The sequence below is a fragment of the Paludibacillus litoralis genome, from assembly GCF_037646705.1.
Lineage (GTDB): Bacteria > Pseudomonadota > Alphaproteobacteria > Rhodobacterales > Rhodobacteraceae > Pikeienuella > Pikeienuella litoralis.
The window spans coordinates 285,644-301,432 of the sequence record NZ_JBBHER010000006.1; the positions used below are offsets into that span (position 1 = coordinate 285,644).

The following is a 15,789-nucleotide window of genomic DNA, read 5'->3' on the forward strand; positions in this document are numbered from 1 at the left end:
TGAACAAGGAGACGGACATGACCGAAGCCGGCGTCCACACCCGGCGCGTCTTTTCCGGCGTGCAGCCCTCGGGCAATCTTCACCTCGGCAATTATCTCGGCGCGGTGAAGCGCTTCGTCGAGCTGCAGGAGCAGGATTTCGAGACCATCTACTGCATGGTCGACCTTCACGCCATAACCGTCTGGCAGGATCCGGCCGTTCTGACCGCCGCGATCCGCGAGGTCGCCGCCGCGTTCATGGCTTGCGGCCTCGATCCGAAGAAATCAATCCTTTTCAATCAGTCCCAGGTGCCGGCGCACACCCAGCTCGCATGGATCTTCAACTGCGTCGCCCGCATCGGCTGGATGAACCGGATGACCCAGTTCAAGGAGAAATCCGGCAAGAACGCCGAGGCCTCCTCGCTCGGTCTTTACGCCTACCCGTCGCTGATGGCGGCGGATATCCTCGTCTATCACGCGACGCATGTGCCCGTCGGCGACGACCAGAAACAGCATATCGAGCTCACCCGCGACATCGCCGCCAAGTTCAACGCCGATTTCGGATGCCCCGACTTCTTCCCGATGCCGGAGCCGATGATCGAAGGCGCCGCGACCCGGGTGATGAGCCTCCGCGACGGGAGCAAGAAGATGTCGAAATCGGACCCGTCCGATCTCTCGCGCATCAACCTGATCGACGACGCCGACGCGATCTCGAAAAAGATCCGCAGAGCGAAGACCGACCCCGAGCCGCTCCCCGAGACCGCGGCCGCGCTGGAGAGCCGGCCGGAGGCGAAGAACCTCGTCGGCATCTACGCCGCGCTTTCGGGCGAAAGCGTCGCGCAGGTGCTCGGCGCCTGGGGCGGAAAGTTGTTCGGCGAGTTCAAACCTGCGCTCGCCGATCTCGCGGTGGAGACCATCGGCCCGCTCGCCGGGCGGATGCGCGGCTTTCTCGCCGATCCGGCCGAGATCGACCGCATCCTCGGCGACGGCGCGGAGCGCGCGGACGCGATCGCGAGGCCGATCCTCGATGCGACCTATGACAAGGTCGGCCTCATCCGAAGCCGCGCGCGCTGACGCCGCGGCGAAACGGGGGGGGCGTCGCGCGGCCATCGCGGACGCGTGGTTTGACCGGCGGCGATAATTCACTACCCATGGCGGGATGACAAAGACCAGATCCACGCCGCAAGGCGCCGGCCTCACCAGTTTCCTCAGCGCCGACGGGCTGAAACGCGCCATCGTCCCGATCGCCGCGGCGGCCGCCTCGCTCGCGCTGATCGGCCTCTCCGCCGTCAGCCTCTGGTGGCTCGCCGGCCTGGCGATCACCCTGCCGATCATCGCGCTCGGGCTGTTCGACAGTCTCCAGACCAACGCCACGCTGATCCGAAACTACCCCGTCGCGGCCCGCATCCGGTGGCTGTTCTATGACCTCCGCCCCTATCTGCGCGCCTATGTCGTCGAGGGGGAGCTCGAGGGGAAACCCTACAGCATCCAGGCGCGCAAGCTCGTCTACGCCCGCGCCCGCGGCAAGAACGCGATCCACCCGTTCGGCACCGAGCTCGACACCGCCGACTCGAGCTACAAATGGATCACCCACTCGGTCGCGCCGGAGGAGGATCCGGACACGCGCCCGCGCATCGTCATCGGCGGCCCCCAATGCGCCCAACCGTACAACGCGTCGGTGCTGAACATTTCCGCGATGAGCTTCGGCGCGCTCTCCGCCAACGCGATCGCGGCGCTGAACAAGGGCGCGAAGCTTGGCGGGTTCTACCACGACACCGGCGAAGGCGGCGTCAGCCCCTATCATCTGGGCGGCGCCGATCTGGTGTGGGAGATCGGCTCCGGCTATTTCGGCTGCCGGGATCGGCAGGGCCGCTTCGACGCCGGGCAATTCGCCGAGACCGCGGCGCTCGACGCCATCAAGATGACGGAGATCAAGCTGAGCCAGGGGGCGAAACCCGGCCATGGCGGGCTTCTCCCCGGCGCGAAGGTCACCGCCGAGATCGCCGGAATCCGGAAAATTCCGGAGGGGAAGGATTGCCTGTCGCCGCGCGGCCATTCGGCGTTCTCGACGCCGATGGAGCTTCTGGAGTTCGCCGCCCGAATGCGCGAGCTCTCTGGCGGCAAGCCGGTGGGGATCAAGCTTTGCGTCGGCCGGCGCCACGAGGTGATGGCCATCGTGAAGGCGATGCTGAAATCGGAAATCTATCTCGACTTCATCGTCGTCGACGGGGCCGAAGGCGGCACCGGCGCCGCGCCGATCGAGCTTTCGAACCATGTCGGCGCGCCGCTGGCGGAGGGGCTGATCGTGGTGCGGAACGCGCTGGTCGGCGCCGGGATCCGCGACAAGATCAGGATCGGCGCCAGCGGCAAGGCCTATTCCGGCTTCAGCCTCGCCCGGGATTTCGCGCTCGGGGCGGATTGGTGCAACGCGGCGCGCGCCTTCATGTTCTCGATCGGCTGCATCCAGGCCATGCGCTGTCATCGCGGCACCTGCCCGACCGGGATCGCCACCCAGGATCCGGGCCGCCAACGGGGCCTCGTCGTCGATGTGGAGGCCGAACGCGCCGCCCGCTTTCACCGCGGAACCGTCGATGCGCTCGTGGAGATCGTCGCGGCCGCGGGATTGAAACACCCCTGCGAGCTTCAGCCCCATCACCTCATCCATCGCCTCGGCGCCACCGGCGCCCGCCCGGCGGACGAGATCTACACGTTCCTGCCCAAGGGCGCCCTGCTCGACAGCCCCGACGAGACGATCTACGCCTCCGCATGGCGCGCGGCCGACCCCGACAGCTTCCACCCGAGGATCGACGTCGCCGAAGAGCGCGCGCGGATGAACTGAGCCCCGGCGCCCGGCGCTGATCGCCTCTTGACCAACCGGCCCGCGCGCGCGTCTCTGTCTCGACTGGAGACCGACATCCGCGCCACAGGGAGAGAGACATGAAATTCACCCCGATCATCGCCGCCGGCGCCGTGCTGGCGCTCACGGCCGCCGCCGCCGCGGCGGAGACCCGCGTCACCTACAAGTCGGCCAAGACCGGCACCTCCTATTACCAGATGGGCGTCGAGCTGGCCGAGGCGGTGAAGGCCGCCACCGGCGGCGACGTCATCGTCACGGTCGAGGAGAGCCAGGGCTCGGTCCAGAACGTGATGGAGGCGCGCGCGCGCGGCGGCGATTACGTCTTCACCACGCCGCCGGCGCTGGTCGGCGCGGCCATGGCCGCCGCCGGCCCGTTCAAGGACAAGGGCGACCCGAAATTCGACGAGATCCGCGCGCTCTTCCCGATTCCGTCGCTGACCATGCACTTCGTCATGCGCGCCGAGTCCGGCGCCGCGACTTTCGCCGACATGGCCGGCAAGACGATCCTGCTCGGCAAAGGCTCCTTCGGCGCGCGGGAGGGTGAGAAATATCTCTCGCTCTTCGGGCTCGACGGCGAGGTGAAGCTGGCCGATGCGGAGCTCTCGAACGCGGTCGCGGCGTTGAAGAACGGCCAGATCGACGGCTTCGTCACCGCCGGCTCCTGGCCCGCGCCGAACGTGATCGAGGCGGCGGCGTCGATGGATGTGGCCATCCTCTCCCTCTCCGACGCCGAGATCGCCGAGACGGGCCGCGCCAAGATCGTGATCCCCGCCGGGACCTATTCCGGGCAGACGGCGCCGATCGAGACCACCTCGCTTCCCGTCGTCGCCTACGCGACCACCCTGATGAGCGACGAGACCGCCTACACGCTGACCAGGGCGTTCTGGGAGAAGAAGGCCGACCTCGCCGCCGCCGCGCCGTGGTGGGCGGGGGTCGACGCCGATCTGATGGCGAACATCGCCAGCCGGATCCACCCGGGCGCCGCGCGCTATTACAAGGAGATCGGCTGGCCCCTCACCGACGCGCAGAAATGAGGCCGGCGGCGCGGCGACGCCCGGCCGCGGCCTCCCGGCCTTGACGCACGGCGAGCCCGCCCCGCGCCGCCACCCGATCTGGGTCGCGCTCGGGGCGGCGTCCATCGGCTTTCATCTCTGGCTGGTCTTTTCCGGGCTGGTTCCCAATCTCATCGCCCGGCCGCTGCACATGGCGCTGGCGCTGCCCTTCGCGATGGTGTTGACGGCGCGAAGCCGGACCGGGCGGATCGCGGGCGCGCTCATCGGCCTGCCGGGGCTTCTCGCCGCGCTCTGGGTCGCGCTGAACCAGGCCCGGCTGTCCGACCAATACGGCTTTCTCGAAGGGCCGTTCCAGATCGCGGTCGCCGTCATCCTCCTCGCCACCGTGCTCGAGATGGCGCGCCGGTTCATCGGCTGGCCGCTGCCGCTGGTCGCGCTCATCGCGCTCGGCTACGGCACGCTCGGCCATCTCATTCCCGGAGAGTTCGGCCACACCGGCGCGCCGCTCGCCAGCTTCCTCGGCACGCTGACCATCGCCGAAGGCGGGATCTGGGGGCAGCTGACCGGAATCTCGGTCTCCATCGTCGCGATCTTCGTGATCTTCGGCGCCGTCCTCAACGCCGGCGAGGCGGGCGCGGGGTTCATGAATCTCGCCAGCGCCGCCGCCGGGCGGCTCACCGGCGGCGCGGCGAAGGTCTCGGTGCTCTCCTCGGCGCTGTTCGGCTCGATCTCCGGCTCCGCCTCCGCCAATGTCGCCTCGACCGGCGCGGTGACTCTCCCGGCCATGCGCCGGCTCGGCTACCCGCCCGCCTTCGCCGGCGCGGTGGAGGCGGTGGCCTCCTCCGGCGGCCAGATCATGCCGCCGCTGATGGGCGCGGGCGCCTTCGTCATGGTCGAGCTGACCGGGACGCCCTACCCCGCGATCATGGCGGCGGCGCTTCTGCCCGCGCTGCTCTACTTCGCGGCGGTCTGGGTCGGCATCGACGCCTTCGCCGCCCGCCATGAACTTCGCGCGCTGCCGGCGGCGGAGCGCGCGGCCCCGCGCGAGGTCGCCATCACCGCGCTTTTCTTCGCGGTTCCCTTCGGCGTTCTGCTCTGGGGCATGTTTCTCGGCGGCGGCGGCGGCTTCACGCCGCAATACGCCGCCTCCATCGCGATCGTGACCGCGGCGGCGCTCCTTCTCGTCGATTCGAAAGGCCGGGTCGATCTTCGCCGCTTCGGCGCGCGGCTCGCCGGCGCCTGTTGCGCCGCCGGAAGCCAGGTGGCGCTGATCGCCTCGATCATCCTCTGCGCCTCGATCATCATCGGCGTCCTCTCCATCACCGGGCTCGGGATCAAGATCACCTCGCTGATCCTTTCGGCCTCCGGCGGCGCGCTCTGGCCCGCGCTCGGGCTGACCGCGCTCGCCTGTCTCATCCTCGGAATGGAGGTGCCGACGACGGCCGCCTATGTCGTCTGCGTCTCGATCGCGGGGCCGGCGCTGATCGGGCTGGGCCTGCCGCCGCTCACCGCGCATCTCTTCGTCTTCTGGTTCGCGCTTCTCTCCACCATCACGCCGCCGGTCTGCGGCGCGGTGTTCATCGCCGCCGGCATGGTCGGCGAAAACTGGCTCAAGGTCGCCGCCGCCGCGATGGCGCTGGGGATCGGGCTCTATCTGATCCCGCTGGCGATGATCGCTCATCCGGCGCTGATCGCGCTCGCCTCCGCGCCGGTCGCCGCGCTTTTCGCCGCCCTGCAGATCCTGGTCGGGCTCGCCGCGATATCGCGCGCGCTCATCGCGCCGGGCGGGCTGGCCCGCCGCGCGGCGATGCTCGCCGCGGGGCTTCTTATCCTGTTCCGCCCGGTGTTGATGTGAGGCGCCCCGCGCCCGCCGTCAGTAGCTTTTCGGCAGGCCGAGCGCGCGTTCCGCCACATGGCAGAGGATCAGCTGCTGGCTGACCGGAGCGAGCCGGTTGATCCAGATTTCGCGCAGGAACCGCTCGACCGCGTATTCCGCCGCGTAGCCCATGCCGCCATGGGTCAGCACGGCGCGCTCGCACGCCTCGTATCCGGCTTCGGCGGCGAGATATTTCGCGCTGTTCGCCTCGATCCCGCACGGCGCGCCGGCGTCGAACAACGCGGCGGCGCGCAGCGTCGTCAGCCAGGCGGCCTCCAGCTTCATGTGGCTTTCGGCCAGCGGATGCTGGATCGACTGGTTGCGCCCGATCGGCCGGCCGAAGACCTCCCGCTCGCGCGCATAATCGGTGGCGAGCGAGAGCGCGTGGCGCCCGACGCCGATCGCCTCCGCCGCGACCAGGCAGCGCTCCGGATTCAGGCTGTCGAGCAGGATGCGAAAGCCCTTCCCCTCCTCGCCGATCCGGTCCTCCTCGCTGACCGGAAGCTGGTCGTAGAAGACCATGTTCGAATTCACCGCGTGCCGGCCCATCTTGGCGATCTCGCGAATTTCGACATGGGCGGGGTCGAGCGGCGCGAAGAAGAGCGTCATCCCGTCGGTCGGCTTTTCAACCTCCTCGATCGGGGTGGTGCGGGTCAGGAGGATCACGCGGGCGGCCTGCTGCGCCGTCGAGGTCCAGATCTTGCGCCCGTCGATCACATATCCCGTGTCGGTGCGCCGCGCCGTCGTCTTGATATGCGTCGTGTCGAGCCCGGCGTCGGGCTCGGTGACGCCGAAACAGACCACCAGCTCGCCCGCCGCGATCTTCGGCAGCCAGCGCGCCTTCTGGGCCGCCGTGCCGTGCCGGTTGAGCGCTTCGGGCCCGAAGATGTTCATGTGGATCGACGAGGCCGCCGCCATGGCCCCGGGCGAGTTCGCCACCGCCTCCATCATCACCACCGCCTCGAGCACCCCAAGCCCGGCGCCGCCGTAAGCCTCCGGCATCGCGACGCCGAGCCAGCCGCCCTCGGCCATCGCCGCGCGAAATTCATCGGGAAAGCGATGCTCCTCGTCGCAGGCCCGCCAATAGGCTTCGTCGAACGGCGCCATCAGCTTCCGGATCGCCTCCCGGATCGCCAGCTGGTCTTCGGTCAGATCGAACATTCGCTCCCTCCGGCTCAGGCCCGCATCAGGTCGGGCAGCCAGGTGATGATCTGCGGGAACATGATCAGCAGAATGATGGTCACCGCGTCGGCGAAGAAGAACAGCGCGATGCCCCGGAAGACGTCCGAGAGCGGAATGTCGGGCCGCACCCCGTTGACCACGAAGCAGTTCAGCCCGATCGGCGGCGTGATGAGGCAGACCTCCGCCATCTTCACGACGATGATCCCGAACCAGACGCTGCATTGCGCGCCGCTCATGCCGAAGGCGCTGTCCGCCGCCGCGACCGACGCGCCGCCATTCAGCGCGATCACCGCCGGATAGACCACCGGAAGCGTCAGCAGGAGGAGGCCGATCGCGTCCATGAACATGCCGAGCACGACATAGCCCATCAGGATGCCGCCGAGGATCAGATAGGGGCTGGCGCTGAACCCGAGGATCCATTCCGCGAACGTCTCCGGCAGGCCGGAGAAGCCGAGCATCCGCCCGAAGATCAGCACGCCCCAGATCAGCGAGAAGATCATCACGACGAGCTTCGAGGTCTCCATCAGCGCGTCCGTCAACGCCTTCAGCCGCATGCCGTTGACGACCGCGACCACGAGGACCACGAACGCGCCGAGCGCGCCCGCCTCGGTCGGCGTCGCCCAGCCGGCGTAGATCGCGCTGACGATGATGGCGACGACGGCGACGATCGGCAGCAGCCCCGGCAGCGCCCGAAGCCGGTCGGAGAGATTGTACCCCCGGATCGGCGGCCCGGTTTCGGGGCGGAGCGACGACCAGCCGATGATGATCACCGCGTAGACCACGGCCGAGAACAGCCCCGGAAGAAAGCCGGCGAGAAGCAGCGCGCCGACCGATTCCTCGACGATGATCGCATAGATCACCAGGATCACCGAAGGCGGGATCAGCGACGCGAGCGTGCCCCCGGCCGCCACCACGCCGGCGGCGAGCCGGCGGCTGTAGCCCGCGTTCAGCATCTCGGGGATGGCGACGCGGGCGAAGACCGCGGCCGTCGCCACGGAGGAGCCGGAGACCGCGGCGAAGCCGGCCGCCGCGAACACCGTCGAGACGGCGAGCCCGCCCGGCACCCAGCCGAGCCAGACCTTGGCGGCGTGAAAGAGCTGGCGCGTCATGCCGGCGTAAAACGCGAGATAGCCGATCAGGATGAACATCGGCAGCAGGCCGAGCACGAAGGAGACCGATTTCGAGAACGGGATCGAGCCCACGGTCGCCGCCGCCGCGCTCCAGCCGATCAGCTCCACAAGCCCGATCAGCCCGACGATGCTGGCGGCGAACACCACCCGCACCCCCGCGAGAACGAAGAGGAGCAAAAGCCCCATGCAATAGATTCCGACCAGCGTCGGGTTCTGATAGCCGAGGCCGAAGATCGCTTCGGGCTGGCCGGCGATGAGGGCCGAGACGCTCATAGCCCGCGAATCTCATGCTGCGCCTGTTCGGCGACCGTCGGCGTGATCGGCACCGCGACCGGCGCGGCCCCGGGCCAGATCGCCAGCCGCAGGAAGCCCGCCACCTCGATGGCGAGGCGGAGCGCCCAGATCGTGAACGCGATCGGCACGAGCAGCTTCGCGGGCCAGGTCGGAATCTCGTAATCCACGGTGCTGTCCCCGATCAGGTAGGCGTTCAGGAAGAAATCCCAGGAATAGCGGATCAGGACCAGCACGAGCAGAAGCGCGAGAGCGCTGGCCAGCGCCTCCGTGAGCCAGCGCAGACGGCCGCGAAGCGCGCCGACGCCGAGCTCCATCCGGATATGCGCGCCGAGCCGCTGCGCATAGGCGGCGCCGAGAAAGGCGAAGACCGCGATGGCCTGCTCCGAGACATCGAGAAAGCCCGGGATCGGCCAGCCGGCCAGCCGCGACGCGATGCCGACGGTCGTGCCGATCATGATCAGGAAGATGGTCGCGGCGGCGAGGACGTTGAGCCCGTCCTCGAACCGCCCGACCAGCCGCGAGAACCGCCCGAGCGCGCTGTCCGCTCCCGCCTCGTCCGGCGCGCGCCCGGCGCCTCCCGTCATTTCACCCGCCCGTCACGGCCCTCGGAAGCCGGCCCCGGCCGCCCGAAGAGACCCCTCCGGCGCGGGTCGCGGCCGGCCTGTCGTCGCCTCCGCAAGCGCTCATTCACCTGTGGCGAGCGAAATGGCGCGGTCGAGCACTTCCTGCGCGTCGAAATCGGCCTTGTTCTGCTCGACCCATTCATTCCAGACCGGCTCGCCGGCCAGCTTGCGGAAGGCGGCCCGCGTCTCTTCGTCATAGACGATCTCGGTCATCTCCTCGCGAAACCGCGGCAGATTCACGGCGTCGGACGAGGCGTAGGCCTCACGATAGACCTCCGCCATGTCGTCGCGGAGGCTCCAGAGGAGATCCTGATACTGCTCCGGCAGCGCCGCATAGGCGGTCTTGTTGATGACGATCGGGCAATCCGACGTGCCCGGCGACAGGTTCGAGGTGAACCAGTCGGCGACCTCGTCGATCTTGTAGGACGCGTGGGAATATGTGTACGGGAACGACGCCGCGTCCACCGTCCCGCGTTGAAGCGCGGTGTAGACCTCCGGCGCGGGCATCGACTGGCGAATGGCGCCGAGCTTCTCCATGGCGAGGCCGATGCCGCCGCCGGCGCGCACCCTCAGCCCGTCCCACTGCTCCAGCTTCATCGGCGGCTCGCCGCGGCCGAGGAACTCATATTGCGGCAGGTTGGAGGTGTCGTAATACATGGCGTTCCACTGCGCCATCTCCTCGACGAGGATCGGATCCTCGTAGAGCCCGCGGCGCACCCGCAGCGCGTCGTCGAAATCGGTGACCGGCAGGAACGGCATCGTCATCACCATCAGCGCCGGGTTCTTCCCCGGGTGATAGAAATTGCAGAACATCGCCATCTCGAAGGCGTTGGCCTTCAACCCGTCGAGATTCTCCTTCGCCTTGGAGAGCTGCTCGCCATAGAAGATCCGCAGCACGAACTTGCCGTCCGTCTTCTCCTTCAGCTGTTCGGAGACGAATTCGACGCCCCGGGTCATGGCGCGCGAATTCCCCCAGGTCGAAAGCTTCCAGAACACCTCCGGGCCGTCGACCTCCGCGGCCGGCGCCGGCGCCGGCGCGAACAGCAGCCCGAGCAACGCGGCCCCGACGAGCCCGGTCGCGCCGCGGCGGCCGAAGGAGCGCGTCGAAGAGAGCTTCCCGATTGCGGATCCGAACATGATATCTCCCCTATGTTTTTTGGCCGGGAAGCTCTTGCGGCCCCCCTTGCGCCGCCGAGCAGCGCAAATGGCGTAAGCGTAATTAGTCCGCCCAATGCCGGCGCGTGTCAACCGCCGGGACGCGCGCCGCGCGGCGTCGCTTGCGCCGGGCGCCCGCCGGCCTATGGTGCGGATCGGAAGCGGACGCGGCGGGAGAGAGAGCCATGGACATGAGCGCGGCGAGCGACCCGAAACCGCTCGGAGGGCGGCTCGTCCTCGATCTCTCCCAAGGCATCGCCGGGCCCTATTGCGGCATGTTGCTGGCCGAGCAGGGCGCCCGCGTCATCAAGGTGGAGCCGCCCCGCGGCGACTGGATGCGCGCGCTCGGCGCGGGCGTCGGCGGCGTCTCCGCCTCGTCGCTCTATTACAATCGGGGCAAGGAGAGTCTCCTGCTCGACCTGAAGACCCCGCGCGCCCTCGCCGCGGCGCTCTCTCTCGCGGCGCGCGCGGACGTGCTGATCGAGAGCGCGCGCCCCGGGGCGATGGCGAAGCTCGGCCTCGGCTTCGAGGCGGTGCGCGCGCTCAATCCCGGCGTCGTCTATCTCTCGATCTCGGGCTACGGCCTCTCCGGGCCGAAGGCTTCCTGGCCGCTGTCCGACACCTACGCGCAGGCGTTTTCGGGGCTGATGAGCATCAACCGCGCCGACGACGGCGCGCCGCGCAAGCTGCAGACCCCCGTGATCGACGCGGTCACCGGGCTTTACGCGGTTCAGGCGGCGATGGCCGCGCTCTGGCCGGCGCCCGGCGGCGCCCCGCGCCCCGCGCGCCATCTCGACATCTCGCTGATTCAGGCGGCGGCGGCGCTTCAGGCGCCGAAGATCATGGAAGCCGCGCTCTCGGACGGGCGGGCGGCGCCGGCGCTGAACGCCCCGGCCGGGATCTATCGGGCCGCGGACGGCTGGATGGCGATCACGCTGGTGACCGAGCCGCATTGGGCGGCGCTTCGCGGCGCGCTCGGGCTCGACGCGCTGGCGGGCGATCCGCGCTTCGCCGATTTCGCGGCGCGCGCGGCCAATCTCGACACGCTGAGGGACAAGGTCGCGGCGCGGCTCGCGACGCGCGCCGTCGCGGACTGGACCGCGGAGCTCACCGCGCTCGGGATCATGGCCGGCCCGGTGAACGATCACGCCGCATGGCTCGCCGATCCGCAGGTGCGCGCGACCGAGGCGGCGCCGGAGACCGGGATCATGGGCGCCGCGCCGCCGGTGGCGCGCACGCCCGGCCGCGCCGCCTTCGCCGCGCCGCCGCCGGGCCTCGGCGCCGACACCGCCCGCCTCGCGCGGGAATTTCACCTCGACATCGACATCGACATCGACATGGAGGGCCCATGACGGACCCGATCGACCCCCTTTCCTATCGCTTCTGCGAGCCGCGCTGGTTCGATGACTTCAAGGTCGGGGAGGTCTTCTACATCCCCTCGCGGACGATGACGGACGCGCTCTTCGCCGCGTTCCAGACCGCCTCCGGAGACAATCACCCGATCCATTACGATCGCCATTACTGCGCGGCGGAGGGGCATCGGGATCCTCTCGCCCACGGCTATCAGGTGCTGATCCAGACCTGCGCCGGCGCCAGCGTGCTGCCGCAGATGATGGGGCCGTCGCTGATCGGCTTCATCGAGCAGTCCTCGCGATTCCTGAAAGCGGTCTACGCGGGGGACACGCTCTATCCGCGCCTCGTCATCTCGGAGATGAAGGCGCAGCGGACGACGGGCGTGATGACCTGCGAGATCACCGTCCACAATCAGGACGGCGCGCTCGTCCTCGACGGCTGGCACAAATACCTGCTCCGACGCGAAGCGGCGAAGGCCGACGCCGCCGGCTGACGACGCCGCGCCCCGGCTTCAATGAATGTCGAGCGGGGCGCGCGGCGCCGGACTCGCCTCGCGCCGGGTGGTCTGCCGGAAGATCATCCGGTGCACGACCGGCGGCGCGGACCCGGTGTGAAGCGCCCGGATCCGCGCGCCGACGACGGCGTCCGCCATGGTCGGGCGCTGGTTGTAGCGGATATACTCGACCCATGTCGGGATGTTGTAGGTCTCGACCCACCGCCGCGGATCCTCGATGTCGCGCATCAGCACCCAGCGCCGCGCGCCGTCGCGGCGCCGGATCCGCTCGCGCTCGTTCATCGCGTTGAGAAACTCGGAGACCGTCTCCGGATCGATCAGATATTCGATCGAGATCGAGATCGGCCCGCTCCGCGGCTGAACGTCGATCTCGACGGCGGGCCGCGTCCAGGTGTTCAAGGGATCGAGGTCGAGCTCCGCCCGCCCCGGCACCGGAACGAGGAGCCCGGACGCCGCCCCGACCAGCATCGCCGCCGCGGCGGCCAGCAGCGCGATCTCGACCCCTTGCGCCTCGGCCAGCGCGCCCCAGACCCAGCTGCCGAGGGCCATGCCGCCGAACACCGCCATCTGGTAGAGCGAGAGCGCGCGCCCCACCACCCAGCGCGGCGTCGACAGCTGCACCGTGACGTTGAAAAGCGAAAGCGAGATCACCCAGGCCGCGCCGCCGACCATCAACGCGCCGCTGATCACCCAGACGTTCCCGGCGACGCCGGTCGCGACGGCGGTGATGGCGAAGGCGCCGAAGCCGAGCCGGATCACGTTTTCGCTCGACAGCCGCTCGCGCAGATGGGGGCTGATGAAGGCGCCGCCGACGGCGCCCACGCCGAACGCGCCGAGCAGCGCGCCATAGGTGAGCGCCCCGCCCCCGACGAGATCGCGCGCGACGAGCGGCAGGAGCGCCAGCACCACGATCGTCGTCAACCCGAAGAGAAACCCGCGCAGCATGACCTTGGCGAGATTGGGGGACATCGCGACATAGCGCAGCCCCGTCGCCACCGCGGCGCCCAGCCGCTCACGCGGCAGATCGCTCTCGATCGGCGGCGAACGCCAACGCAGGAGAACCATGATCAGCGCGAGATAACTGACCGTGTTCACCGCGAACGCCGCCGCGGCGCCGCCTGCGGCGACGATCGCCCCGCCGACCGCCGGCCCGACGCTTCGCGTCATGTTGAAGCTGACGCTGTTCAGAAGCACGGCCGCCGGCAGATCCGCCTTCGGCACGATGTCGCCCACCGTCGCCTGCCAGGACGGGTTGTTGAGCGCGATGCCGGCGCCGATCAGAAAGGTGAAGGTAAGCAGGAGCCAGGGCGTGATCAGGCCGAACCACGCGGTCGCGGTCAGCGCCGCCGAGACCACAAGCATGAAGATCTGCGCGGTGAGCATCACCTTGCGCCGGTCGAAACTGTCGGCGATCGCGCCCGAGGTCAGCGAGAACAGCATGATCGGCAGCGTGCTCGACGCCTGAACCAGCGCGACCATGCCGGCCGAATCGGAAATCGAGGTCATCAGCCACGCCGCGCCGACCCCCTGGATCAAGCCGCCGAAATTCGACGCGATGCTCGCGGTCCATATCGACGTGAAGACGCCGTGGCGAAAGGGCGCAAGCGACGACGGACGCTCCTGCCTCAGTGCTTCCATCCCCGCTCCGCCAAGGCTGCTTCTCGCGAAAAGGCATCATGCCCATCGCCTCGCAGACTGCAACCATTCGCGCGACCGCTCAGTCCATGCGCCAGCCATGGCTGACGACCAGCGATTGCCCGGTCAGGGCGTTGGTCGGAAAGGCGGCGAAGACATGGGCGATCTCGGCCACGTCCTCGATCGTCGTGAATTCCTGATCGACGGTCTCGCCCAGCATCACCTTGTTCACGACCTCCTCCTCGGAGACGCCGAGATCCTTGGCCTGCTTCGGGATCTGCTTCTCGACCAGCGGCGTCCTGACGAATCCGGGGCAGATCACATTGGCCCGCACCCCATGCGCCGCCCCCTCTTTCGAGATCACCCGCGCCAGCCCGAGAAGCCCGTGCTTTGCGGTCACATAGGCGGATTTCAGCGGCGAGGCCTCCATGGAGTGGACCGACCCCATGAAGATGATCGCCCCGGAGCCCGCCTTGTACATATGCGGCAGACACGCCTTCGAGGTCAGGAACGCGCCGTCCAGATGGATGGCCAGCAGCTTCTTCCATTCATCGAAGGGAAAATCCTGCACCGGATGCACGATCTGGATTCCGGCGTTGGAGAGGAGCACGTCGATCCCGCCCCATTTTTTCACCACCGCGTCGACGCCGGCGTTGACGCCGCCCTCGTCGGTCACGTTCATCTCGACGGCCATCGCCTCGCCGGGGCCTTTGGCCGTCAGCGCGTCCGCCGTCTCCTGCGCGGCGTCGAGCCTCAAATCGGCGATGGCGACCCTGGCGCCGTCCGCGACGAACCGCTTCGCGACTCCGCGCCCGATGCCGCTGGCGGCGCCGGTGATGATGCAGACCTTGTCTTTCAGGTTCATGGTTCGGATCCTTTCAAATGGGGGTGTGCGCGCGCCGCCCGGCGCGCCGGCGGGATCGGGCGTTCAGGGGGCGGGTTTCGCGTCCCTCTCATTCCTGCGGGTTCCGCCGAGGTCGAAGACCTGAAGCCCGTCCCGGCCGATCTTCCGGGCCTTGAATCTGGCGTGCTCGAGGGTGCGCCGCACATCGGCGGCGCCCGCGCTCCAGTGTTCGGTCATCGAGATCCGGGAGAATTCATAATCCTTCGCGTCGCTCTCGAATCCCTCCCTCCGGTGGATCAGATGCGCCAGCGTTATCGGGCAGCCCGGCCCCGCCGCGCGCAACACCGCCAGATCCGGGTCCGCGCGCAGCGCCTCGGGCAGTTTCTCCGCGAGCCGGTCCGCCGCCGCCCGGATGGCGTGCAGTTGCCGGTACCGGTCCGTGGTGAGGCGCGTCCGGCTTGAGAAGCGGATATCCTTTTCGCGCTGGCGCACGTCGGCGAGGTTCTCGGGCCGGGCGCCGCGGGCGCTGAAAAGGTCGATCTGGAAGATGCAGAGCGGCTCGGCGCCCGCGTTCTCCATCACATATTGGAGCGGCGTGTTGGACAGAAGCCCGCCATCCCAATAGGAGCGCCCGTCAATCTCGACCGGCGGAAACCCCGGCGGCAAGGCGCCGCTGGCCATGACATGGCGGGCGTCGATCCGGATCTTGCGGCTGTCGAAATTCGCGAAATTGCCGGTCTCGACATCGACCGCGGCGATGCTGATCCTCGGCCCCTCCGCGTTCAGATAGTCGAAATCGACAAGCTCGCGAAGCGTCTCCTCCAGCGGCGCGGTGTCATAAACGCTCAGCGCCTGCGCCCGCCCGAAGGGCGAGAAGGCCGTCGGCGGCCGCGGCCTGAAGAAGCCGGGAGCGCCGGTCGCCATCACGGTCGCGGCGGCGAGCTCCGTGAACGCGCTCCGAACTCTCCAGCCCTCCGTCCAGGGCGCGAAAGCCAGCCCGGAGCTCACCTTTTCCCAGAAACGCCTGAGGCGGCCGCTCCGCCGGTCCGGCGGATTTCCACAGATGATCGCGGCGTTGATCGCCCCGATCGAGATGCCGCTGACCCAATCCACCGCCACGTCGCGCTCGAACAGCTCCTGAAACGCGCCGGCCTGATAGGCGCCGAGCGCGCCGCCGCCCTGAAGCACCAATACGACCTGTTCCATCCCGGGCATCGACCGCTCCTTCCTCGGCGTCCGCCGCCGATCGAGGAGAAGATAGGCGCCCCGCCAGACACGCCGCTCGCCCGTCCCTTACATCCCTGAAAGGTTTCGCGCCCCGCCGGCCGCAAACGG

13 protein-coding genes are annotated in these 15,789 nt (G+C 68.9%); 6 read left to right on the forward strand and 7 right to left on the reverse strand.

The genetic code is table 11. From position 1 onward, the window contains the following. The first annotated feature begins 17 nt into the window (after positions 1-17). From trpS to WG921_RS12605, 4 genes are all read left to right on the forward strand, one after another. Positions 18-1,052: a tryptophan--tRNA ligase gene (gene trpS / locus WG921_RS12590; RefSeq protein WP_340109586.1), complete on the forward strand. Its 1,035-nt coding sequence runs from the start codon at positions 18-20 to the stop codon at positions 1,050-1,052. 85 nt (positions 1,053-1,137) lie between these two features. Then, a complete protein-coding gene (locus WG921_RS12595; RefSeq protein WP_340109587.1) occupies positions 1,138-2,817 on the forward strand; it encodes an FMN-binding glutamate synthase family protein in 1,680 nt (559 codons plus the stop codon). A gap of 98 nt (positions 2,818-2,915) precedes the next feature. Further along, positions 2,916-3,869, forward strand: coding sequence for a TAXI family TRAP transporter solute-binding subunit (locus WG921_RS12600; RefSeq protein ID WP_340109588.1), 954 nt, complete (start codon positions 2,916-2,918; stop codon positions 3,867-3,869). Between the two features lie 40 nt (positions 3,870-3,909). Beyond that, positions 3,910-5,703, forward strand: coding sequence for a TRAP transporter permease (locus WG921_RS12605; RefSeq protein WP_340109589.1), 1,794 nt, complete (start codon positions 3,910-3,912; stop codon positions 5,701-5,703). A gap of 18 nt (positions 5,704-5,721) precedes the next feature. Here the strand turns inward: WG921_RS12605 and WG921_RS12610 are convergent, their stop codons facing one another. The 4 genes from WG921_RS12610 to WG921_RS12625 form a co-directional block, all read right to left on the reverse strand. Beyond that, on the reverse strand, positions 5,722-6,885 hold the full coding sequence (locus WG921_RS12610; RefSeq protein ID WP_340109590.1) for an acyl-CoA dehydrogenase family protein: 1,164 nt from the start codon (positions 6,883-6,885) through the stop codon (positions 5,722-5,724). A gap of 14 nt (positions 6,886-6,899) precedes the next feature. Beyond that, the gene (locus tag WG921_RS12615; RefSeq protein WP_340109641.1) at positions 6,900-8,222 is read right to left on the reverse strand and encodes a TRAP transporter large permease; all 1,323 of its coding nucleotides are present in this window, start codon (positions 8,220-8,222) and stop codon (positions 6,900-6,902) included. A gap of 83 nt (positions 8,223-8,305) precedes the next feature. Next, positions 8,306-8,914: a TRAP transporter small permease gene (locus WG921_RS12620; RefSeq protein ID WP_340109591.1), complete on the reverse strand. Its 609-nt coding sequence runs from the start codon at positions 8,912-8,914 to the stop codon at positions 8,306-8,308. 99 nt (positions 8,915-9,013) lie between these two features. Next, complete coding sequence (locus WG921_RS12625) at positions 9,014-10,090, reverse strand: type 2 periplasmic-binding domain-containing protein (protein ID WP_340109592.1); 1,077 nt, start codon at positions 10,088-10,090, stop codon at positions 9,014-9,016. A gap of 209 nt (positions 10,091-10,299) precedes the next feature. Between WG921_RS12625 and WG921_RS12630 the strand changes: the two genes are divergently transcribed. Then, complete coding sequence (locus WG921_RS12630; RefSeq protein WP_340109593.1) at positions 10,300-11,460, forward strand: CaiB/BaiF CoA transferase family protein; 1,161 nt, start codon at positions 10,300-10,302, stop codon at positions 11,458-11,460. Beyond that, positions 11,457-11,954, forward strand: a complete 498-nt coding sequence (locus WG921_RS12635; RefSeq protein WP_340109594.1) for a MaoC family dehydratase — start codon at positions 11,457-11,459, stop codon at positions 11,952-11,954. Before WG921_RS12630 ends, WG921_RS12635 begins: the two co-directional genes overlap by 4 nt. Before the next feature lie 18 nt (positions 11,955-11,972). On the opposite strand, the gene WG921_RS12640 is transcribed toward WG921_RS12635, so the two are convergent. The 3 genes from WG921_RS12640 to WG921_RS12650 form a co-directional block, all read right to left on the reverse strand. Continuing rightward, positions 11,973-13,613 carry an MFS transporter gene (locus WG921_RS12640; RefSeq protein ID WP_340109595.1) on the reverse strand — a complete coding sequence of 547 codons (1,641 nt, stop codon included), beginning with the start codon at positions 13,611-13,613 and terminating at the stop codon, positions 11,973-11,975. A 79-nt stretch (positions 13,614-13,692) separates the two neighbouring features. Further along, the gene (locus WG921_RS12645; RefSeq protein ID WP_340109596.1) at positions 13,693-14,475 is read right to left on the reverse strand and encodes a 3-hydroxybutyrate dehydrogenase; all 783 of its coding nucleotides are present in this window, start codon (positions 14,473-14,475) and stop codon (positions 13,693-13,695) included. Positions 14,476-14,538: 63 nt separating this feature from the next. Next, positions 14,539-15,669, reverse strand: a complete 1,131-nt coding sequence (locus tag WG921_RS12650; RefSeq protein WP_340109597.1) for a patatin-like phospholipase family protein — start codon at positions 15,667-15,669, stop codon at positions 14,539-14,541. Positions 15,670-15,789: the final 120 nt, after the last annotated feature.

Excerpts from the sequence above, each read along its gene's own strand:
- trpS (WP_340109586.1), top strand. The coding sequence starts at position 18 with ATGACCGAAGCCGGCGTCCACACCCGGCGCGTCTTTTCCGGCGTGCAG.
- WG921_RS12595 (WP_340109587.1), top strand. The coding sequence starts at position 1,138 with ATGACAAAGACCAGATCCACGCCGCAAGGCGCCGGCCTCACCAGTTTC.
- WG921_RS12600 (WP_340109588.1), top strand. The coding sequence starts at position 2,916 with ATGAAATTCACCCCGATCATCGCCGCCGGCGCCGTGCTGGCGCTCACG.
- WG921_RS12610 (WP_340109590.1), bottom strand. The coding sequence starts at position 6,885 with ATGTTCGATCTGACCGAAGACCAGCTGGCGATCCGGGAGGCGATCCGG.
- WG921_RS12615 (WP_340109641.1), bottom strand. The coding sequence starts at position 8,222 with ATGGGGCTTTTGCTCCTCTTCGTTCTCGCGGGGGTGCGGGTGGTGTTC.
- WG921_RS12620 (WP_340109591.1), bottom strand. The coding sequence starts at position 8,914 with ATGACGGGAGGCGCCGGGCGCGCGCCGGACGAGGCGGGAGCGGACAGC.
- WG921_RS12625 (WP_340109592.1), bottom strand. The coding sequence starts at position 10,090 with ATGTTCGGATCCGCAATCGGGAAGCTCTCTTCGACGCGCTCCTTCGGC.
- WG921_RS12630 (WP_340109593.1), top strand. The coding sequence starts at position 10,300 with ATGAGCGCGGCGAGCGACCCGAAACCGCTCGGAGGGCGGCTCGTCCTC.
- WG921_RS12635 (WP_340109594.1), top strand. The coding sequence starts at position 11,457 with ATGACGGACCCGATCGACCCCCTTTCCTATCGCTTCTGCGAGCCGCGC.
- WG921_RS12640 (WP_340109595.1), bottom strand. The coding sequence starts at position 13,613 with ATGGAAGCACTGAGGCAGGAGCGTCCGTCGTCGCTTGCGCCCTTTCGC.
- WG921_RS12645 (WP_340109596.1), bottom strand. The coding sequence starts at position 14,475 with ATGAACCTGAAAGACAAGGTCTGCATCATCACCGGCGCCGCCAGCGGC.
- WG921_RS12650 (WP_340109597.1), bottom strand. The coding sequence starts at position 15,669 with ATGCCCGGGATGGAACAGGTCGTATTGGTGCTTCAGGGCGGCGGCGCG.